This window comes from Pseudomonas cistanchae (assembly GCF_054483635.1).
The window spans coordinates 231,593-251,530 of the sequence record NZ_JBTLWN010000006.1; the positions used below are offsets into that span (position 1 = coordinate 231,593).

The 19,938-nt window shown below is 63.0% G+C and carries 16 protein-coding genes; 6 read left to right on the forward strand and 10 right to left on the reverse strand.

Annotated features, from left to right (window positions below; genetic code table 11):
- Positions 1-712: 712 nt before the first annotated feature.
- A complete protein-coding gene (gene choX, locus ACX0MV_RS17450) occupies positions 713-1,651 on the reverse strand; it encodes a choline ABC transporter substrate-binding protein (RefSeq protein ID WP_458983788.1) in 939 nt (312 codons plus the stop codon).
- Positions 1,652-1,975: 324 nt separating this feature from the next.
- Between choX and ACX0MV_RS17455 the strand changes: the two genes are divergently transcribed.
- Complete coding sequence (locus ACX0MV_RS17455) at positions 1,976-3,355, forward strand: L-serine ammonia-lyase (RefSeq protein ID WP_458983789.1); 1,380 nt, start codon at positions 1,976-1,978, stop codon at positions 3,353-3,355.
- A 429-nt stretch (positions 3,356-3,784) separates the two neighbouring features.
- On the forward strand, positions 3,785-4,885 hold the full coding sequence (gbdR, locus tag ACX0MV_RS17460; RefSeq protein ID WP_458983790.1) for a choline metabolism transcriptional regulator GbdR: 1,101 nt from the start codon (positions 3,785-3,787) through the stop codon (positions 4,883-4,885).
- Between the two features lie 342 nt (positions 4,886-5,227).
- Here gbdR and ACX0MV_RS17465 read toward each other — a convergent pair whose 3' ends face one another.
- The 8 genes from ACX0MV_RS17465 to gbcA all read right to left on the reverse strand — a co-directional run bounded on the left by ACX0MV_RS17465 (position 5,228) and on the right by gbcA (position 15,399).
- Positions 5,228-5,473: a hypothetical protein gene (locus tag ACX0MV_RS17465; RefSeq protein ID WP_458983791.1), complete on the reverse strand. Its 246-nt coding sequence runs from the start codon at positions 5,471-5,473 to the stop codon at positions 5,228-5,230.
- Positions 5,474-5,531: 58 nt separating this feature from the next.
- Positions 5,532-6,305 (reverse strand): electron transfer flavoprotein subunit beta, encoded by a 774-nt coding sequence (gene etfB, locus ACX0MV_RS17470; protein WP_458983792.1) that lies wholly within the window; start codon positions 6,303-6,305, stop codon positions 5,532-5,534.
- A 98-nt stretch (positions 6,306-6,403) separates the two neighbouring features.
- Complete coding sequence (etfA, locus tag ACX0MV_RS17475) at positions 6,404-7,627, reverse strand: electron transfer flavoprotein subunit alpha (protein ID WP_458983793.1); 1,224 nt, start codon at positions 7,625-7,627, stop codon at positions 6,404-6,406.
- A gap of 90 nt (positions 7,628-7,717) precedes the next feature.
- Positions 7,718-9,679 (reverse strand): dimethylglycine demethylation protein DgcB, encoded by a 1,962-nt coding sequence (gene dgcB, locus ACX0MV_RS17480; protein WP_458983794.1) that lies wholly within the window; start codon positions 9,677-9,679, stop codon positions 7,718-7,720.
- Positions 9,680-9,845: 166 nt separating this feature from the next.
- Positions 9,846-11,906 (reverse strand): dimethylglycine demethylation protein DgcA, encoded by a 2,061-nt coding sequence (dgcA, locus tag ACX0MV_RS17485; protein WP_458983795.1) that lies wholly within the window; start codon positions 11,904-11,906, stop codon positions 9,846-9,848.
- A gap of 102 nt (positions 11,907-12,008) precedes the next feature.
- A complete protein-coding gene (locus ACX0MV_RS17490; protein ID WP_458983796.1) occupies positions 12,009-12,539 on the reverse strand; it encodes a DUF5943 domain-containing protein in 531 nt (176 codons plus the stop codon).
- Between the two features lie 143 nt (positions 12,540-12,682).
- Positions 12,683-13,660, reverse strand: coding sequence for a dipeptidase (locus tag ACX0MV_RS17495; RefSeq protein ID WP_458983797.1), 978 nt, complete (start codon positions 13,658-13,660; stop codon positions 12,683-12,685).
- Positions 13,661-14,106: 446 nt separating this feature from the next.
- A complete protein-coding gene (gene gbcA / locus ACX0MV_RS17500; protein WP_458983798.1) occupies positions 14,107-15,399 on the reverse strand; it encodes a glycine-betaine demethylase subunit GbcA in 1,293 nt (430 codons plus the stop codon).
- Between the two features lie 307 nt (positions 15,400-15,706).
- Between gbcA and gbcB the strand changes: the two genes are divergently transcribed.
- Entirely contained in the window at positions 15,707-16,807 is a 1,101-nt protein-coding gene (gene gbcB / locus ACX0MV_RS17505; RefSeq protein ID WP_458983799.1) for a glycine-betaine demethylase subunit GbcB, read from the forward strand.
- Positions 16,808-17,026: 219 nt separating this feature from the next.
- On the forward strand, positions 17,027-17,356 hold the full coding sequence (locus ACX0MV_RS17510; RefSeq protein ID WP_458983800.1) for a hypothetical protein: 330 nt from the start codon (positions 17,027-17,029) through the stop codon (positions 17,354-17,356).
- A 105-nt stretch (positions 17,357-17,461) separates the two neighbouring features.
- On the opposite strand, the gene ACX0MV_RS17515 is transcribed toward ACX0MV_RS17510, so the two are convergent.
- Positions 17,462-18,502: a threonine aldolase family protein gene (locus ACX0MV_RS17515; protein ID WP_458983801.1), complete on the reverse strand. Its 1,041-nt coding sequence runs from the start codon at positions 18,500-18,502 to the stop codon at positions 17,462-17,464.
- 290 nt (positions 18,503-18,792) lie between these two features.
- Between ACX0MV_RS17515 and ACX0MV_RS17520 the strand changes: the two genes are divergently transcribed.
- The gene (locus tag ACX0MV_RS17520; protein WP_458983802.1) at positions 18,793-19,086 is read left to right on the forward strand and encodes a hypothetical protein; all 294 of its coding nucleotides are present in this window, start codon (positions 18,793-18,795) and stop codon (positions 19,084-19,086) included.
- A gap of 55 nt (positions 19,087-19,141) precedes the next feature.
- Positions 19,142-19,912: a TraX family protein gene (locus ACX0MV_RS17525; RefSeq protein WP_458983803.1), complete on the forward strand. Its 771-nt coding sequence runs from the start codon at positions 19,142-19,144 to the stop codon at positions 19,910-19,912.
- Positions 19,913-19,938 lie beyond the last annotated feature (26 nt).

A 19,938-nucleotide genomic window follows, 5' to 3' on the forward strand; every position in this document is an offset into this window, starting at 1 on the left:
CTGCGCAACCGCGCGCTCGCCGCAGGGCGTACGCACGGTGATGCCGACTGTTCTTGCTTGTATGGGTTAGCTTGATTGCGAGGGCTGGCTGGCGCTGGGCAACCTGACACGCCGACGCCTGCAGACACGCCCGGGTTAGCGCTCCAGTTGCCGGAGGCAATGGACGCTAGGGGAAGGTGTGCTGTGATGACTGTCGTAGTGCTCTGTTGCAAACCGCTTTCCAAACCCTCTGGCAGTTACGAAACCCATTCCCTGGGTGATACACACCGCGTCCGGCGGTGCGCGTACATCCGAAATTTCTTGTTGGGCTGGCGCCCAAGACGGGTGGCCAGCGCTTATCTATTCTTCGGTCCGGAGCGTTGGGAGCTCCGGTCTGTCGTGGTACGGACAGGTCGCGTGACGGTTGCGGCAGCGCTTCGGCGGCGTTTGCAATCAGCCTGGCCCAGCTTGCGCTCGGATGTCTCGATAACCCGCCAGATTTCGACAGCGACGAAATCGGCTGACTCAACGATATAGTCTTCAGGTCGCCGCGATTGTCGGTTTGCGACCCTGACGTGTTGGGCGACGACATGGCCGCGCCCTAAAAAACCATAACAGACTTTTCCCACCGGTTGGCAACGCTGCAAGCCACGCCGGCCGTGGTTCGCAGCCGTTGATGCGGCCCTAGCCAGCGTATGCCGGGGGCTGCGGGCGAATTGAAAAAAAATGCAATTCAGGGCGTTTGGCGGGCGCCGAACAATGGGTTTATGGGACTTCCGTCGTACTGGGTGACGCCTTGCAGCCATTGTTCCACCACCTGCGGATTGGCCTTCAGCCAGGCTTTGGCTTCGCGCCTTGGGGTGGTGTTCTGGTTGAGGATTGCTTCCATCAGGTCGTTTTCCATCTGCAGGCTGAAACGCAGATTTTTGAGCAGGCGACCGAGGTTCGGACACTCGCTTGCGAGCCCTCTGCGCACTGACGTGTAGACCGTGGCGCCGCCCAGGTTGGGGCCGAAGTAGTCGTCGCCGCCTGTGAGGTAGCGCATGCGCAGCTGGTTGTTCATCGGGTGCGGTTCCCAGCCGAGAAACACCGCCCATTTGTTCAGGTGGTCCGCCCGTTTGACGTGCAGGATCATGTTCGACTCGCTGGACTCCACCAGTTTGAAACCGGCCAGGCCGAAGGCGTTCTGCTCGATCATCTGCTGGATCAACTGGTTGCCGCCATTGCCTGGCTCGATCCCGTAGATCTTGCTGTCGAGCTGCTTGCTGAATTTGCCGATATCGGCGAAGTCCTTCAGCCCCGCGTCATAGGCGGCCTGATTGACTGCCAGGGTGTATTTGGCGCCCTCCAGATTGACCGCCAGCAGCTCCACCGATCCGTCGTCTAGGTAGGGGCAGATGTCCTTCTCCGAGCTGGGCAGCCAGGTGTCGAGAAACACGTCGATCTCTTTTTCGCGCAGTGCGCTGTAGGTCTCCGGCACCGACAGACGCTTGACCTGCGAACGGTAGCCCAACTCGCTGAGCAGCAGGCGGGTCACGGCGTTAGTGGTGATCAGGTCGGTCCAGCCGACGTCGGAGAAACGGACCATGTTGCAGCTCGGCGGGTCGCCGGCCTGCGCCAGCAGCGACGTACTCAGCGCTGCGGCGAGCAGCGAGGTTTTCAGCAGGTTCATGAAGGCGCCTCCAGCAGCCTGTTGGGTTCCCGCGCGCTCAAACGCGGGGCTTTTAGCCAACCATCGCGACGCCAAGGCACGGTACGCCGCTGGGTGGGCGCATGGATCATTGCGCCAGAAATCGCCCGGTGCCTATGCGCCGGGTCGCATCCGGGACGCAGTTGTCGTGGCGGGGAATGTGGCTGTCGTCCGCTGGCGCGACCGTCAGTACATCGCTGGCCCCTGCATCTGGCGGCTTTGGATAAGGGCGCGTCGGTATCAAGCCTGAGCGCTTCGGCCAAAGCCCGATGATGAGTTTTGTTGCCCACCCCGCAGGAGAACCTCGTGGCTATCAGCGTGTTTGACTTGTTCAAGATCGGCATCGGTCCGTCCAGTTCGCATACCGTCGGGCCCATGCGTGCGGCGGCGCTGTTTGTCGGCGCCTTGCGCGAGCGCCATCTGCTGGAGCGCGTCGACCGTCTGCAGGTACGCCTGTATGGCTCGCTGTCGGCTACCGGTGTTGGCCATGGTAGCGACCGTGCGGTGGTGATGGGTTTGATGGGCGAGTGGCCGGACAGCATCGACCCGACAAGCATCGCCCCACGGATCGACGAGCTGCTTAGCAGCGGCCGATTTTCGCTCGATGGTCAGGTGCAGATTGGTTTCGATTGGCAGCGCGACATGTTGTTGCTCGATGAAAACCTGCCGTATCACCCCAACGCCATGACCCTCAGCGCCTTTGCCGAAGAGGGTGGCCTGCTCTACGAAAACACCTATTACTCAGTGGGCGGCGGTTTTGTCGTCGATGCCGAGCAGGCCGCCACCGGCCAGCTGGACTATGACCAGACCCGCTTGCCCTACGACTTCGACAGCGCGGAGGAGCTGCTGCAGCAGTGCCGCGAGCACGGCCTGCGCGTCTCTGAACTGATGATGGCCAATGAAAAGGCCTGGCGCAGCGAAGCGGAAATCCGCAGCGGGCTGATGCGCCTGTGGCAGGCGATGCGCGAGTGCGTCGAGCAGGGTTTGAAGCACGAGGGCATCTTGCCCGGCGGGCTGAATGTCAAGCGCCGCGCCGCCAAGCTGCATCGCAGCCTGCAGGAAATGAGCAAACCCAACGTGATCGGCTCGACCCTCAGCGGCATGGAATGGGTCAACCTGTTTGCCTTGGCGGTGAATGAGGAAAACGCCGCCGGCGGGCGCATGGTCACCGCACCCACCAACGGCGCGGCCGGCATCATCCCGGCGGTGCTGCACTACTACGTGCGGTTCAGCCCGGCAGTGAGCGAGGCGGACGTGGTCGACTACCTGCTTGCGGCAGCCGCCATCGGCATTCTGTGCAAGAAGAACGCGTCCATCTCCGGTGCCGAGGTCGGCTGCCAGGGCGAGGTCGGTTCAGCGTGCGCGATGGCCGCGGCGGGCCTGGCGGAGATCCTCGGCGCCACGCCCGAGCAACTGGAAAACGCCGCGGAAATCGGCCTGGAGCACAACCTCGGGCTGACCTGCGATCCGGTCGGCGGGCTGGTGCAGGTGCCGTGCATCGAGCGCAACGCGATCGCCGCGGTTAAGGCGATCAATGCCGCGCAGATGGCCTTGCGCGGTGACGGTCAGCACTTCATTTCGCTCGACCGGGTAATCCGCACCATGCGCGACACCGGCGCCGACATGCACGACAAGTACAAGGAAACCTCGCGCGGCGGCCTGGCCGTCAGCGCCATCGAATGTTGAGTTCGTTTTGAGTTTTTTTACGACCCGATAGCGGGCAGCGTTGGCTGGATCTGTCAGCTTTTGGTGCATCGTTTCAGGCCGCTGTGAAACGCTACCTGACCGGCTGGTCAGCCCCGTGGGCACGAGGCTTGTTACCGCAGTGATTTCTTCGCGTAGCGCCGCGTTTCGCGCAGTGCTACCGAAATGCTCAGTCGCCTGGCTCGAGGCGCCTGGCGGGTCGCAAACAGAACGTTTCTGTCGCAGCTGCCATAGGCCCACGGCAAGGGTCGCACGGCGGTTTATGTTTTTAATTGAACGGCCAATCAATTTAGGCATGGCGTTTGCGTTGGCATCCTCACTATCTGGGCTTGCCGCGTGCCAGAAGCAAATCAAGGGCCTCGCCAAAAAGGGTCCATATACCGTGTGTTGCTTAGCGTGAGGATTCCACCCATGTCAGTGCTCAACCCAGGGACAACCGCCCAGAGTCCTGTTCCCCAGTCCATCGGCTTTCTGTTGCTGGACAATTTCACCCTGATCTCCCTGGCCTCGGCGGTCGAGCCCCTGCGCATGGCCAATCAGCTCTCGGGAAAAGAGCTGTACCGCTGGCACACCATCACCCAGAGCGGTCTGCCGGTCAGCGCCAGCGATGGCCTGCAGATTACCCCCGACGCGGCGCTGGCCACCGCGCCGCGGCTGGACGCGGTGATTGTCTGCGGCGGCGTGGACATCCAGCACAGCGTCAGCCGCGAGCACGTGCAGTGGCTGCAGAGCCAGGCGCGCCATGGTTGCAAACTCGGTGCGGTATGCACCGGCAGTTGGGCGCTGGCCAAGGCCGGGCTGCTCGATGGCTACGATTGCAGCGTGCATTGGGAGTGCCTGGCCTCGATGCAGGAAGCCTTTCCGCGGGCGGCGATCACCACCCGGTTGTTCTCCATTGACCGCAATCGCCACACCTCGTCGGGCGGCACGGCGCCGATGGACATGATGCTGCATGTCATCGGCCGCGAGCATGGCCGCGAACTGGCAGCGGCGATTTCCGAAATGTTCATCTACGAACGCATCCGCAACGAACAGGATCACCAGCGCGTGCCGCTTAAGCACATGCTCGGCACCAACCAGCCGAAGCTGCAGGAGATCGTCGCGCTGATGGAAGCCAACCTGGAAGAACCGATCGACCTCGATCAGCTGGCACTGTATGTCGATGTGTCGCGGCGCCAGCTCGAGCGCTTGTTCCAGAAGTACCTGCACTGCTCGCCGTCGCGCTACTACCTCAAGCTGCGCCTGATCCGCGCGCGTCAGCTGCTCAAGCAGACCAGCATGTCGATCATCGAAGTGGCCTCGGTCTGCGGCTTTGTCTCCACCCCGCATTTCTCCAAATGCTACCGCGAGTATTTCGGCATTCCGCCGCGCGACGAGCGTGCCGGCCAGACCTCGAGCGTGCTGGCGCTGTTGCCGATGCCGGAAGACCTGATGCGCCCTTCGACCTCCTCGGCAATGGCCGCGCTGACCCGCGCGCAAGGCGAATCGACGTTTGCCAGCGTGCGGCTCTGAGCTGGATTAACCAGCGCCGCGCCGGATAGCGCGGCTTTAAGCGTTAGGTGCAGCGCGTTAGGGATGGATAGCGCGTCCGAGCCGTAAGCGCGAACTTAGTGCCCTGGGTGTCGCTGCGCTCGACCCAGGCTACGGGTATTTGGGTGATTGCGGGCTTGGTCGGCTTGATAGCGGCTATGCCTGTTTGATGTCCTTCCACCGGTCGCGCAGAGCGTTGACTCAGTCACGTAGCCTGGGTCGAGCGCAGCGATACCCAGGAAAGCGCGCACCGAGGTATCGCATTACTGATTACCGGCCTAACCAAACATGCCTAACCATGCCACGATCAGGCAGAGCGCTGATTCAGCGCGGTACCAGCGCCGGCAGCAAGGTGCGGGAAATCGCTTCGCGCACGCAGGGCAGCAGCGTCGCGTTGCCGCCGAGCATGTCTTCCACCATTCGCCGCAAGGCGAGGGAGCGGTCCGGGCTCAAACCGACCACCGCGTACTCGCAGGCCTGTGCGGCAGTTACTCCGCTTGGAATGCTCAGGCCCAGCGCCACCAGACGTTCGCGCAGGTCTTCCTGGTCGATCAGGTCGGCATGCATCATGGTCAATTCCTCCAGTGGCGAAAGGGATGGCGATTGTCTGTGTAGTCGGCGGCCGCGCTCAGCGCAGCACACCTTCTTCGAGCAATAACCTGAAGATAGCCTCGGCGCCGGCCTGCGGCGTGGCATCGGCCAGCACCTGACCGCCGCCGCCCGCCGCCTTGGCGGTGGCGGCCTTCATGCGCTCGGCGCCGGTCTTGGCCTTGATCACCTTGAGGCGTTTCGGCCGTGGCCGCGCTGGCTGCAACCGGGCATCAGCGAACAGCGAATCGGCCTGGCCGTCCACCTTCTCGATGGTCAACGCTCCGCGCCGGGCCGGGCCAAATGCACTTTGCCGAGCGCTTGGCGCAGCGTTGTCGACGCTGGCAACAAACGGCAGGCGCACCCGCAAACGCCGCCGCTGGCCGCGGGGCAGGGCTTGCAGCACCTGCGCCACGCCATTGCTGATCTGCTCCACGGCCGCCAGCCCGACCACCAGTGGCCAGCCGAGTTGCTCCGCCAACAGGTAAGGCAGCATGCCGGAGCCTTCGCCGGTTTCCGCTTGGCTGCCGGTCAGCACCAACTGCGCACTGGAATCGGCCAGGTACTCGGCGAGCACCGGCAGCGCATCGCCGTGCGCCGGTTGCTCGAGAATCTTGATCTGCTCAAGGCCCATGCCCAGGTAAGCGCGCAGCGCCTCCTGCTGCGGATCACCGGCATGCAGCACCTGCAGACGCTCACCGGCCAGACGCAGCCCCAGCTCGACGGCGCGGGCATCCTGCTCGGCGCGGCGCGGCCGGCCTGAGGTCGGGTGAGCACCGACCGAAACCAACGTAACCACCTGCAAATCAGTCATGGCGCAGCTCCGTAGGGTGGAAGACGCCGTGTTCTTCCACCATGGCGGTGTGGGCGGTGATGGTGGATGGATGAGGCGTCATCCACCCTTCGAGCTGGTTATGCCGCATCACGCGCGCCTCCCTGCCGATGAGCGGCAACCCGCTCGATCAGCGCCTGGAGGATTGCGGCCGAATCGCCAATCACCGAAAGGTCGGCACGCTTGATCATGTCGCAGCGGGGGTCGAGGTTGATCGCGATCACCTTGTCGCAGGCGCCGATGCCTTGCAGGTGCTGGATTGCCCCGGAAATCCCCACGGCCAGATAGACCCGCGCGGTCACCCAGATGCCGGACGCGCCAACCTGGCGGTCGCGGCCCATAAAGCCATCGTCCACCGCCACCCGCGAGGCGCCTTCGGTCGCTCCCAGCGCGGCGGCAGCCTGGTGAAACAGCGCCCAGTCCTTTACGCCATTGCCGCCGGAGAGAATAAATTCAGCTTCGGCCATGGGGATCTGCGCCGGGTCGACCGCAACCGCTCCCAGGTCCTGAATCCGTGGCAAGTGACTGAGCAGCGCATCACTGAGCGCCAGTGGCCGAACCTCGTGGCGGGTTTCGCTGACCGGCTCGGCGCATTCGGCGGCTGCCAGGATCAGCCGGGGCGCCCGGCGTATCAGATCTTCACGGCCGGCGCCGGCACGCCCGCTGGCGATGCCGTCGGCGACCTGCCAGACCCGCGTTGCCGGGCGCTCGCCGAGCTTGGCTGCCAGTCGCCGGCCCAGCTCACCGCCACCGCTGCGGCTGTCCGGCAGCAGCCAATGGCGTGGCGCCAATTGCCGCTCCACCGCGCCCAGGGCCAATACCCGCGCCTCCGGGGCGTAGCCGTCGAAGGCGTTATCGGCGAGGTGCAGCAGGCGGTCGACACCGGCCAGGTCGAAAGCGTTTTCCTTGTGCTCGCCAAATACCACGGCAACCACCGCGCCGTCGCTGCCGGCCAGTTGCCGGGCCAGGCCAAGCAGATCCTTGTCATGGGCGCTCAGGCGGCCGCCGAGCATATCTGGCACCACGCAGATGCTAAATGCCGGTTGCTCGATCACCTGCAACGGCAGCTGCACCACTTCGTTGGTGCTCGAGCGCTTGGCTGCGCCGCCTTGCTGGGCGCCGGAGCGGTCGATGCGTTTGAGGCCGTTAGGGCCGATAAAGCCGATGGCATGAGGATTCTTGCGCAGCACGCCATGGGCGCTTAGCCAACTGGGTTCGGTCTTCTGCATGGCCGCGTGCAGCGGGTGCAGGCGGTTGCGCGCGATCCACTCGGCGCGCGGATCACGGCGAATGATGTCACTCATGGGCGGTTCTCCCCGATACCTGACGATAAGCGGATGTCGCGTTGGCTATCGCTACGCTCAACGCCAACCTGCGAAAAGTGGACGCCTTCATCACGGCACCTCCGCCATTTCAGGTTTGGCCGATGCCGGCTTTTTGGCCTCGGCCACGCCCTCGATCAGTACGTCCGCCACCAGCTCGGCAATATCCCTGACTTCGGGCCGCGGGCCGACCACGCCTTCGAGCATCGCCGTGCATTGCGGGCAACCCACGGCCACCAGCTCGGCAGCGGTCTCCTTGATATCGCCCATGCGCATATCGGGGATGCGCTGCTTGCCAGGGATATCGGTGATCGGCGCACCGCCGCCGCCGCCGCAGCAGCGGGAGCGAAAGCCCGAGCGCTGCATTTCCTTCACTTCGATACCGATGGCTTTGAGCACCGCCCGTGGCGCTTCGTATTCACCGTTATAGCGGCCCAGGTAGCAGGGGTCGTGGTAGGTAACCGAACCACCTTTGTGTTGGCCCAGGTTGAGTTTCTGGCCGGTGATCAGTTCATCCATATAAGTGCTGTGGTGCAGCACCTGATAGCGGCCGCTCAGCTCACCGTATTCGTTTTTCAGCACATGGAAGCTGTGCGGGTCGCAGGTGACGATGCGTTTGAACTGGTACTTGGCCAGGGTGGCGATATTGCGTTTGGCCAGCAGCTGGAAGGTTGCCTCATCGCCCAGACGCCGCGCCACGTCGCCGCTGTCGCGTTCTTCCAGGCCGAGCACGGCGAAGTCGACCTTGGCCGCTTTCAGCACTTTGACAAAGGCGCGCAGGGTGCGCTGATTGCGCATATCGAAGGCACCGTCGCCAACCCAGAACAGCACATCAACGCTCTGCTTATCTCTAAGCAAGGGCAGGTTAAGATCCGCCGCCCAGTTCAGCCGTCCACCGGGATTGAAACCGCCGGGGTTGTCGGTGGCGATCAGGTTGTCCAGCACCTCGGCGCCCTTGTTTGGCGTGGCGCCTTTTTCCAGGGTCAGATGACGGCGCATATCGACGATGGCATCCACGTGCTCGATCATCATCGGGCACTCCTCGACGCAGGCGCGGCATGTAGTGCAGGACCACAACGTTTGTGCTTCGACCAGCGCTTTGCCGTGCAGATTGACGATGGGCTGGTGCGGGCCGCCACCGTGCTCGCCAACCGGAATGCCAGGGTAGGGACTGCCGAAGTAACCTTTGTCGCTGCCGCCTGCAAGGCCGACCACCATGTCCTGAATCAGCTTCTTCGGGTTCAACGGCTGGCCGGCGGCGAAGGCCGGGCAGGCCACCTCGCACTTGCCGCACTGCACGCAGGCGTCGAAGCCGAGCAACTGGTTCCAGGTGAAGTCCGTGGGTTTTTCCACGCCCAGCGGGGCCTTCGGGTCATTCAGGTTCAAGGCCTTTAAACCGGTCGAACGACCACCGCCGAAGCGCTCACTACGCCGGTGCCAGGCCAGGTGCAGGGCGCCGGCGAAGGCGTGCTTCATCGGGCCGCCCCAGGTCATGCCAAAGAACAGTTCGGACACGCCCCAGGCCACGCCAACCGTCAGCAGCAGAGCGAGAAACCACCCACCAAAGTCGGCGGGCAGAATCCCAGCAACAGGAAGCGTGGCGATAAAGAAGCTGCCGGCAAACATCAGCAGGCTTTTCGGCAGGCGCATCCACGGGCCTTTCGACAGCCGCGAGGGCGGATCGAGGCGGCGCTTGGCGACAAACAGCGCGCCGACAAACATCAGCGTGGTAGCACCAAGCAGGGCAAAGCCGAGAATGCGGTTATGCAGGCCGAAACCGTGTACCAGAATCGCCAGCGCCGCCGCCAGCACGAAGCCGCCAGCGGTGGCGACGTGGGTGCGTGACATGTATGTGTCGCGCTCGACCACATGGTGCAGGTCGACCAGATAGCGGCGCGGCATGGCCAGCAGGCCGCCCAGCCAATCGACCTGCGCCGGCCGCCCGCGGCGCCACATAAAGAAGCGTTTGACTGCACCCATCACCGCCAATGCCAGCGCGGCGAACAACAGAATGGGCAGGATGGTGTTCAGCATGGCCGCACCCTTCAGATGATCCGTAGGGTGGATGGACGAAGCCATCCACCGTATTCAATTCTGTGTTACCCGCGGTGGATAAGCAGGGCGTTATTCACCCTACACAGGCCGCATCGCATAAGCCGCCTCTTAGGGGATGACCGAAGCCGTCCACCGAGGGCGTGACTCAGAAGTCCTTGCACAACCGCAGCGCGTCGTAGATCGCCGCATGGGTATTACGCTGGGCCACGCAGTCGCCGATGCGAAACAGCAAATAGCCGTCGCCCGCCTCGGATAAACACGGCTGAGGCTGAATGGCGAACAGCGCTTCCACATCGATCTGGCCCTTGTTGCGCGAGCCTTCCTTGAGTGCGTAGTAGAGGCGCTCATCCGGGCGCACGCCGTTTTCCACCACCACCTGATCGACCACCCGCTCTTCTTTCGCGCCGGTGTATTCGTTCTCCAGCACCGCCACCAGCTTGTCGCCCTCGCGGTAGACCTTCTCCAGCATCAGGTCGCCGGTCATGATCACTTCCTTTGGGTACAGGCTGCGGTAGTAGGTCGGGAAGCTGGTGCCACCGATGGCCACACCGGGCTTGATGTCGTCGGTGACGATTTCCACTTTCGCGCCCTTCTCGGCGATAAAGTCGGCCACCGACATGCCAGTAAATTCGCAAATGGTGTCGTACACCAGCACGTTATTGCCGGGGGCAACCGTGCCGTCGAGGATGTCCCAGCTGCTGACCACCAGGCCTTCGGCCGCGCCCCAGTGCTCGTTCTGCTCCAGGAACGGATGGCCACCGTTGGCCAGCACCACAATGTCCGGGCGCAGGTCCATGATGCTCGCCTCGTCCGCGCCAGTGCCCAGGCGCAGGTCGATGTTCAGGCGCGCCAGCTCCAGCTGGAACCAGCGGGTGATGCCGGCCATCTGGTCGCGTTGCGGCGCCTTGGCGGCCAGGCTGATCTGCCCGCCCAATGCGTCTTTCTTTTCAAACAGCGTGACGTCGTGGCCGCGCTCGGCAGCGACGCGTGCCGCTTCCATCCCGGCCGGGCCGCCACCGACGATCACCACCTTGCGTTTCGGCCCGGTGGATTTTTCGATGATATGCGGCAGGCCCATGTACTCGCGGCTGGTCGCGGCGTTCTGGATGCACAGCACGTCGAGGCCTTGATACTGGCGGTCGATGCAGTAGTTGGCGCCGACGCATTGTTTGATCTGGTCGACCTGGCCCATCTTGATCTTGGCGATCAGGTGCGGGTCGGCGATATGCGCGCGGGTCATGCCGACCATATCGACATAGCCACCTTCGAGAATGCGCGTGGCCTGATTCGGGTCCTTGATGTTCTGCGCGTGCAGCACCGGTACCTTGACCACTTCCTTGATCCCGGCCGCCAGATGCAGGAACGGCTCCGGCGGGTAGCTCATGTTCGGAATCACGTTGGCCAGGGTGTTGTGGGTGTCGCACCCTGAGCCCACGACACCAATAAAATCGATCATGCCGGTGGCGTCGTAGTAGGCGGCGATCTGCTTCATGTCCTCGTGGGACAGGCCGTCCGGGTGGAACTCGTCGCCGCAGATACGCATGCCGACGCAGAAATCGTCACCCACCTCAGCGCGCACGGCCTTGATCACTTCCAGGCCGAACTTCATCCGCCCCTCGAAGGTGCCGCCCCATTCGTCGGTGCGCTTGTTGACCCGTGGCGACCAGAACTGGTCGATCATGTGCTGGTGCACGGCGGACAGTTCGACGCCGTCCAGGCCGCCTTCTTTGGCACGGCGTGCGGCCTGGGCATAGTTGCCGATCACCCGCCAGATTTCCTCGACCTCGATGGTCTTGCAGGTGGCGCGGTGTACCGGTTCGCGGATGCCGGACGGCGACATCAGGGTCGGCCAGTGGAAGCCGTCCCAGCGCGAGCGACGGCCCATGTGGGTAATCTGGATCATGATCTTGGCGCCGTGCTTGTGCATGGCGTCGGCCAGATTCTGGAAGTGCGGAATGATCCGGTCGGTGGACAGGTTGACCGAACTCCACCACTGCTGCGGGCTGTCGATGGCCACCACCGAGGAGCCGCCGCAGATCGCCAGGCCGATGCCGCCCTTGGCTTTCTCTTCGTAATACTGCACGTAGCGCTCGGTGGTCATGCCGCCGTCGGTGGCATACACCTCGGCGTGCGCGGTGCTGAGCACGCGGTTGCGGATGGTCAGTTTGCCGATCTGGATCGGCTGGAACATTGCTTCGAAGGCCATGACCTTCTCCTCGATTCGGCTGCGATGCGCTCACGGTGCGCGGTGTTCTTGCGTAGGGTGGATGGCCGCAGCCATCCACCGTGGCATTGATGTGGAGGCGGCTTACAGGGGGCGGGTGACGAACAGGCCATCGTCGTGGCCTTCTTCGGAACCGCCGTATTCCTGCACGGTGACGGTGCGGATCGGGCTGCCCTTGGCGGCGAGAATCTGGTCGATGGCGCCGGAGAACCAGCCGGTGAACATGTAGTCCACCTTGCGCCCCACCTTGCCGTACACGTAGACGAAGGCCGAGTGCTTGAGCTTGACCTCGGCATGGCCGGTTTCCAGGTCCAGCTTCTGCGTCTCGAACAGGCCCCAGCCACGCTGCGACAGGCGCTTCATGTAGTGCTCGAACACCGCCGCGCCTTCCAGACCGTGGCACTCGGCCTCTTTCTCGCACCAGTGCCAGGCGGATTTGTAGCCGGCCTTGTAGAGAATCTCGGCGTACTTGTCGGCGCCCAGCACTTCCTCGATGCCCATGTGGTTGTTGACGAAGAAATGCCGCGGCACATAGAGCATTGGCAGCGCGTCGGTGGTCCAGACGCCGGTTTCGTCGTCGACCTGGATAGGCATTTCGGGTGCGTGGGTAGCCATGTGTTGAAACTCCGGAATCAGGTAATAGGTAGGGTGGATGACGCTTTATCCATCCACCGCGCAGGTGGGCCTGCGAGTGGGGCTTGGTGGATGAAAAGAGCGTCATCCACCCTACGGGTCGTGTTCGTTCGCGAGTGAGGCGCTTACTCGCCCCAGACATCCTTCAAGACGCGTACCCAGTTCTCGCCCATGATCTTGCGCACCACGCGCTCGGGATGGCCGCGCTTTAGCAGGGTTTCGGTGAGGTTGGGGAATTCGCCGACAGTGCGGATGCCCAGCGGGTTGATGATCTTGCCGAAGCTGGTCAGGCGGCGGGCGTAGCCCTTGTCGTGGGTCAGGTACTCGAAGAAGTCCTGGCCGTGGCCCTGGGTGAAGTCGGTGCCGATGCCGATGGCGTCTTCGCCGACGATATTCATCACGTATTCAATGGCTTCGGCGTAGTCGTCGATGGTCGAGTCGATGCCCTTGGCCAGGAAGGGCGCGAACATGGTCACGCCGACAAAGCCACCGTGGTCGGCGATAAATTTCAGCTCTTCATCGGACTTGTTGCGCGGGTGTTCTTTCAGACCGGACGGCAGGCAGTGGGAGTAGCAGACCGGCTTCTGCGATTCGAGGATCACTTCTTCTGACGTTTTCGACCCCACATGGGAGAGGTCGCACATGATGCCGACGCGGTTCATCTCGGCAACGATCTCGCGGCCGAAGCCGGACAGCCCGCCGTCACGTTCGTAGCAGCCGGTGCCGACCAGGTTCTGGGTGTTGTAGCACAGCTGCACGATGCCCACGCCAAGCTGCTTGAACACCTCGACATAGCCGATCTGGTCCTCGAACGCGTGGGCGTTCTGGAAGCCGAAGAGGATGCCGGTCTTGCCCTGCTCTTTAGCCTTGCGGATATCGGCGGTGGTGCGCACCGGCATCACCAAATCGCTGTTCTCGCGGATCAGCTTCTGGCTGGCGGCGATGTTGTTCACCGTGGCCTGAAAACCCTCCCACACCGACACGGTGCAGTTGGCGGCGGTCAGGCCGCCCTTGCGCATGTCCTCGAACAGTTCGCGGTTCCACTTGGCGATGATCAGACCGTCGATGACGATGCTGTCGGCGTGCACTTCGGCTGGGCTCATCAGGCTGTCCCCTCTGACAGGTATCGCCAAACCCGTTTGGCGCTTTGGAACGAGCATATCGCCGAGGGCTCGGATGACCCGGTGCAAAAACGACCGGGGGATTGCCGAAAGCGTCAAAGCCGGGTCGCGCTCGGATACGCTGGGGTTAGCGCAGGGTGAGCGGGGTTGCCTGGGCCGCGGGCACCAACTGAACGTGGAGGGGCCGGTGCGCATGGCGCGCCCTACGGGTTCCGGCGGCGAGGTGGTCTGGCTTCACCGCAGGCTCGCCAATAGAGGCGCATCGTGCAGCGGCACATAAAAAAGCCCCTGCGCGGGGTATCCGGCAGGGGCAAGGCGACCCCTTGAGGAGGGTCTCAATTGGCTGGCGCTAGACGTGGGTACGGCGGGCGGCCAGCAGACCGTAGGCGGTCAGCCCGAGCAGCAGTCCCAGGCCTAGCGACATGGCGTTACTCCGCGCCGACCTGGCGTAGGTAGGGCGCTGGCGCGGCGCCGAGGTTGCTCAGCATGCGCTCGCTGTACCAGTCGATGAAGTTGACCACGCCGAACTCGTAGGTCTTCGAGTACGGGCCGGGCTGGTAGGCGGAGGAATTGATACCGCGCTGGTTTTCTTCGGCCAGGCGGCGGTCCTGGTCGTTGGTCGCATCCCACACTTCGCGCATGCGCGCCACGTCGTAGTCGACGCCTTCGACGGCATCCTTGTGCACCAGCCACTTGGTGGTGACCATGGTTTCCTGGGCGCTGATCGGCCACACGGTAAACACGATGATGTGGTCGCCCATGCAGTGGTTCCACGAGTGCGGCAGGTGCAGGATGCGCATTGAACCGAGGTCGGGGTTCTGGATGCGACCCATCAGTTTCTTGCAGCCCTGCTGGCCATCCAGGGTCATGGATACCGTGCCCTTGAGCAACGGCATGCGCACGATGCGGTTGCGCAGGCCGAAGCTGGCGTGGGCGTAGGGGATCTTCTCGGCGTCCCACTTGGCTGCGGACTCGGCGACGTGGTCCTTGAACGCCTGGCTGGCGCGCGGGTCGGTTACGTCGTCCCATTCCAGCAGGGTTTTCAGCAGTTCCGGGTGTGAGCCGCTGCAGTGGTAGCACTCGCGGTTGTTCTCAAGCACCAGTTTCCAGTTGGCCTTTTCCATCAAGGTGGTTTGCACCGCCACCTTGGTGTTCTCCATGTCATAGGGCTCCATGTAATGGCTCAGGGTCGACAGGAAATCATCAATGGCCGGCGGGTTTTCGACCAGGCTGATGAAGATGTAGCCGCCGGCGGTCTTGCAGTTCACCGGCTTCAAACCGTACTGGCTCATGTCGAAATCTGCGCCCATCTCGCTGCCGGCAAACAGCAGGCGACCGTCCAGTTCGTAGGTCCACTGGTGATAATGGCAGACCAGTTTGGCCACCTTGCCCTTGTCGCTGGTGCATAGCCGCGAACCGCGATGGCGGCAGACGTTATGGAAGGCATGCACCACGCCCTCGGCGCCGCGAATGACGATGATCGGATTGGCGCCGATCTGCAGGGTCAGGTAGTTGCCTTTGGTCGGGATCTCACAGGTCATGCCGGCGATCAACCATTCCTTGTGAAAGATCTCCTGCATGTCGATCTGGAACAGCCGCTCGTCGTTGTAAAACGGCTGCGGTAGGGAAAAGGTGCGTTCGCGGGTCTGCAGCATTTCGGCGGTGGCCTTGCGCGCCGGTTCGAGCACATCGCCCAGGCTCAGGGTGGAAGTGGCGTCCATCGGTGACTCCTCAATGGCGAATCGCGCCTGCGATTGCCGCAAAAAAGTGGCGGTAGCAAGGTCGCTGCACGGCTGCCCGATCTTTGGCGCGTGCGGCTTGGTATGGGGCGGAGTGTGGAGTTGGCTGCGGGGTTGACCTTATCCATGGGCGACATGCTCACATCCGTTTCCGACGCGGCAAACCGCGTGGCATCTGGCAGGTCGCGATAAGCATGTAAATGTCGCTGGCAGGTAAATGAGCGGCAAAGCCGTTGCGCACAATCGCTGCCAAGAGGCCGTAATCAGGCTGCCGCGCGCGAGAACGACCATGTCGAACGATTTCCTCAATCCCGTCACCACCCAGACCTGGAGCAACGGCCGTCATCTGGTGCGGTGCGTTAAAGCGATCCAGGAAACCTGGGACGTGCGCACCTTCTGTTTCATGGCCGATCAGCCCGTGCTGTTTTTCTTCAAGCCGGGGCAGTTCGTCACCCTGGAGCTGGAGATCGACGGCCAGCCGATCATGCGCTCCTACACCATCTCCAGTTCGCCGTCGGTGCCCTACAGTTTTTCCATCACCATCAAACGGGTGCCGGGCGGCAAGGTCTCGAACTGGCTGCACGACAACCTGCAGGAAGGGCAGATGCTCGCGGTGCACGGTCCGGTGGGGCTGTTCAACGCCATGGACTTTCCCGCGGACAAGGTGCTGTTTCTCAGTGGCGGGGTCGGCATCACCCCGGTGATGTCGATGGCACGCTGGTTCTACGACACCAACGCCAATGTCGACATGGTGTTCGTGCACAGCGCGCGCTCGCCCAAGGACATCATCTATTACCGCGAGCTGGAGCACATGGCTGCGCGGATCAACAACTTCAGCCTCCATGTGATCTGCGAAAAACATGGCCTGGGCGAGGCCTGGGCAGGCTACCGCGGCTACCTCAACCAGAAGATGCTGGAGCTGATCGCCGCGGATTACCTCGATCGGGAAATCTTCTGCTGCGGGCCAACGCCCTACATGAGCGCGGTCAAGCGTCTGCTCGAAGCGAGCGGCTACGACATGCGCCGCTACCACGAGGAATCGTTTGGTGCGACGCCACCCGAGGTGCGTGCCGAGGTCAAGGAGCTCGCCGCCGAAGCGGCAGAGGCGTCACCCGTGCCGGTCGCCGAGCAGCGCCAGGTCGAATTCATCGGCACCGGCAAAAGCATCCGCGTCGACCCTGGCGAAACCGTGCATGCCGCCGCGGCTAAGCTCGGTCTGCATATTCCCAAAGCCTGCGGCATGGGCATCTGTGGCACCTGCAAGGTGATGAAAATCGCGGGCGAGGTGCAGATGGAACACAACGGCGGGATCACCGACGAGGACGTCGCGGAAGGCTACATCCTCTCCTGCTGCAGCGTGCCCAAGGGCGATGTGACGATTGATTATTGAGTGAGGGGCGGCGTTTCGGTGGACAAGCCCGCGGCATGTCCACCCTACGTGGCTAAATCACCTAGCTATCCGTACTCAGCGCCTGTCGATGGCATGGCGGTGATCTTTCGCACTGCCGACATATTCTGCAAAGCGATTTTACCTAAACCTTTTTGAGGTTCTTGTGGCCTCAGTTAGGTGTCAAGCAAATCACTAGCAGAAAAATCTGGAGGCATCTTTATGAACACCAAGACTTTGACTGCCCTGACCTTCGCCGGGCTGTTCGCAGTGCTCGGCAACGCTCACGCAACTGATAACACCGGTACCACAGGCACCGGTTCCGAGGCTGTTACTCCTGGCGTCGGCACTCCTGACGGCTCCACTACCGGTCGCGGCGCTGGGGTAAACACCGGTGCTGACCAAAGCGTCGAAGAGTCGGGCATGCCTGAGCACGACGACAACCGTGGCACCGATGCGGGTGCGGAAACCGGTAGCGACATGGGCACAGGCTCAGGCACCGGTACCGGTGTAGCGCCAGCCAATCGCGGCGACGGCAGCATGCAGCAGTAACACAGCGCCGTTAGCGCCGACGTCGCATCAACGCGTCGGCCGCGAAGGCAATGTGAAAAAAGGACGGCGCTGCCGTCCTTTTTAATGCCTGAAAAACAGCGCTTTCTAGACCGCCATTACTTCGCGAATGTCCCTTGCCAGCTCGCGCACGCGGGCCTCTTCGGTGTCCCATGAACACATGAAGCGTGCGCCGCCGGCACCGATAAAGGTGTAGAAACGCCAGCCTCTAGCGCGTAGCGCTTCCAGTGCGGGCTCGGACATCTGCAGGAACACCCCGTTGCCCTCTACTGGGAACATCAGGCTGACGCCGGGAATGTTGCCGACCAATTCGGCGAGCAGTTGGGCGCAGCGATTGGCGTGGTGGGCATAGCGCAGCCAGGCGCCGTCCTGCAGCAAACCGACCCAGGGTGCCGAGAGAAAACGCATCTTCGAGGCCAGCTGGCCCGCCTGCTTGCAACGGTATTCGAAGTCGCGCGCCAGGTCGTGGTTGAAGAACAGAATGGCTTCGCCGACCGCCATGCCGTTCTTGGTGCCGCCAAAGCACAGCACGTCGACGCCGGCTTTCCAGGTCAGCTCGGCCGGGCTGCAGCCGAGAAAGGCACAGGCATTGGAGAAGCGCGCACCGTCCATATGCAGGTGCAGGCCCAGCTCGCGGCAGGTTGCGCTGAGGGCGCGAATTTCTTCGGGACGGTAGGCGGTGCCGACTTCCGTGGCCTGGGTCAGGGTCACCACGCGCGGCTTGGGGTAGTGGATGTCCTGGCGTTTGATCGCAATATCGCGAATCGATTCTGGCGTCAGCTTGCCGTTCTCGGTCTTCGCCAGCAGCAGTTTGGAGCCGTTGGAGAAGAACTCCGGCGCGCCGCATTCGTCGGTTTCGACGTGGGCGGTTTCCGAGCAGATCACGCTGTGGTAGCTCTGGCACAGCGCGGCCAGGGCGAGGGAATTGGCGGCGGTGCCGTTGAAGGCGAAAAACACTTCGCAATCGGTTTCGAACAGCTGGCGAAAGTGATCAGCGGCGCGGGCGGTCCACTGGTCGTCACCGTAGGCGCGGTCGTGGCCCTGGTTGGCCTCGGCCATGGCGGACCAGGCCTCCGGGCAGATGCCGGAGTAGTTGTCGCTGGCGAACTGTTGCGATAAGTCAGGCATTGCTAGTTCCTTCTATCGGGCGTCGGACGTGGGGCGCCGAGCGAGCCGGCGGATGGGCTTACTTTACCTGCGCGGGCATGACCCGGCGGACGTTGCGGCGACATCTTGTTCATTCCAGGCGCTGTTTGGCCCGGCTGACAGTCTTGACGGCGCGCCGGCCCCGGACGGCACAAGCGGCCTGGCTGTGGCACCGCCTGCGGAACAAATGAAAGGAACTCACGGCGCCAGTCGGCCTCAGAAATAGGGATTCGGCATGCCTGCCGAGCGTTGCTCTGAACAGGAAATCCAGCATGAACTACCGACACCTGATCGCCTTTTTCGCACCCTTGGCCTTTACCTTGCCGGCTGCTGCCGAATGGTCGGCTGACGCGACCGCCGAGTTCACCCGCGAATGCGTAGCCAGCGCCCAATCGGACCACAGTGAAGCGCAGCTGACAGCGTATTGCGAATGCGCGGCTGACAAGATCAGCAGCGAATTCACTGAAGCCGAACTGCAGGCAATGGGCCGTCAGTCGCCGCCCGACTCCGCGCTGCAGCAACGCCTGGTCAACGCATCGAGCAGCTGTGACAGCAAATTGCAGTAGCTGGCGCTCGGCATTGGGGTAACGTCAGGTATGCCCTTTGAAAGCTGACGCCACCATGTCGAATCCCTCGCCCACTGCTCCACAGCCCACTGCGGCAGGCGCAACCCGCGACGCCGCACTGGACCTGCTCAAATGGCTGGCGCTGTTGAGCATGCTGATCGATCACCTGCGGCATGTCTGGCCGCAGCTCTATGCGGTTTACATTCCGGGCCGTCTGGCCTTCCCGCTGTTCTGTCTGGCAATCGCAGCTAACTTGGCACGGCCTGTATTGGCGCGGCCAACGACAAGCGAACGGCCGTCTATCCCTCTGCGTTATCTCGGCCTGCTGCTGGCGTTCGCGCTGCTATCCGAATGGCCGTACCGACTGCTGGTGCAGGCGCCCCAGTCGTTCAATGTCCTGCCCACCCTGGCGCTTGGCTTGCTGATTGCCAGCGCTGTGCAACACCCCCATGGCCAGCGGCGCTGGCTGGGTATTGCGGCGCTGGTGCTGGCGGCGGTCGGCCATCCCTGGCTGATGTTCGGCCTCGCAGGTGCGTTGCTGCCGGCAGCGTTTTTCTATGCGCTCAAGCGACCCAATCCCGGCGCGGTGTGGCCGGTACTGCTGTGCCTGCTCGGCAACTACTGGCCGCCGTTCTATGTCGATGCGCTGCGCGGCGATCCCTTCGCCTGGGCCGTCATCCTCAGTTGCGCCGGCGCGCCGCTGTTCGGCCTCTGGCTGTTGCGTCAGCGCTTGCCGCTGGCGGTACCCCCTGTGCGGCGCTGGGCGTACCTGTTCTATCCGGGGCACTTTCTGCTGCTGGTGGCGATGCGTGAGTGGCTGCGCTGATCGCAGCGTTGTAGACCCATATCCGC

What these genes read in the sequence shown, in the direction of transcription:
- choX (WP_458983788.1), bottom strand. Translation starts at nt 1,651, where the DNA reads ATGAACCTGCTGAAAACCTCGCTGCTCGCCGCAGCGCTGAGTACGTCG.
- gbdR (WP_458983790.1), top strand. Translation starts at nt 3,785, where the DNA reads ATGTCAGTGCTCAACCCAGGGACAACCGCCCAGAGTCCTGTTCCCCAG.
- ACX0MV_RS17465 (WP_458983791.1), bottom strand. Translation starts at nt 5,473, where the DNA reads ATGATGCATGCCGACCTGATCGACCAGGAAGACCTGCGCGAACGTCTG.
- etfB (WP_458983792.1), bottom strand. Translation starts at nt 6,305, where the DNA reads ATGACTGATTTGCAGGTGGTTACGTTGGTTTCGGTCGGTGCTCACCCG.
- etfA (WP_458983793.1), bottom strand. Translation starts at nt 7,627, where the DNA reads ATGAGTGACATCATTCGCCGTGATCCGCGCGCCGAGTGGATCGCGCGC.
- dgcB (WP_458983794.1), bottom strand. Translation starts at nt 9,679, where the DNA reads ATGCTGAACACCATCCTGCCCATTCTGTTGTTCGCCGCGCTGGCATTG.
- dgcA (WP_458983795.1), bottom strand. Translation starts at nt 11,906, where the DNA reads ATGGCCTTCGAAGCAATGTTCCAGCCGATCCAGATCGGCAAACTGACC.
- ACX0MV_RS17490 (WP_458983796.1), bottom strand. Translation starts at nt 12,539, where the DNA reads ATGGCTACCCACGCACCCGAAATGCCTATCCAGGTCGACGACGAAACC.
- ACX0MV_RS17495 (WP_458983797.1), bottom strand. Translation starts at nt 13,660, where the DNA reads ATGAGCCCAGCCGAAGTGCACGCCGACAGCATCGTCATCGACGGTCTG.
- gbcA (WP_458983798.1), bottom strand. Translation starts at nt 15,399, where the DNA reads ATGGACGCCACTTCCACCCTGAGCCTGGGCGATGTGCTCGAACCGGCG.
- gbcB (WP_458983799.1), top strand. Translation starts at nt 15,707, where the DNA reads ATGTCGAACGATTTCCTCAATCCCGTCACCACCCAGACCTGGAGCAAC.
- ACX0MV_RS17510 (WP_458983800.1), top strand. Translation starts at nt 17,027, where the DNA reads ATGAACACCAAGACTTTGACTGCCCTGACCTTCGCCGGGCTGTTCGCA.
- ACX0MV_RS17515 (WP_458983801.1), bottom strand. Translation starts at nt 18,502, where the DNA reads ATGCCTGACTTATCGCAACAGTTCGCCAGCGACAACTACTCCGGCATC.
- ACX0MV_RS17520 (WP_458983802.1), top strand. Translation starts at nt 18,793, where the DNA reads ATGAACTACCGACACCTGATCGCCTTTTTCGCACCCTTGGCCTTTACC.
- ACX0MV_RS17525 (WP_458983803.1), top strand. Translation starts at nt 19,142, where the DNA reads ATGTCGAATCCCTCGCCCACTGCTCCACAGCCCACTGCGGCAGGCGCA.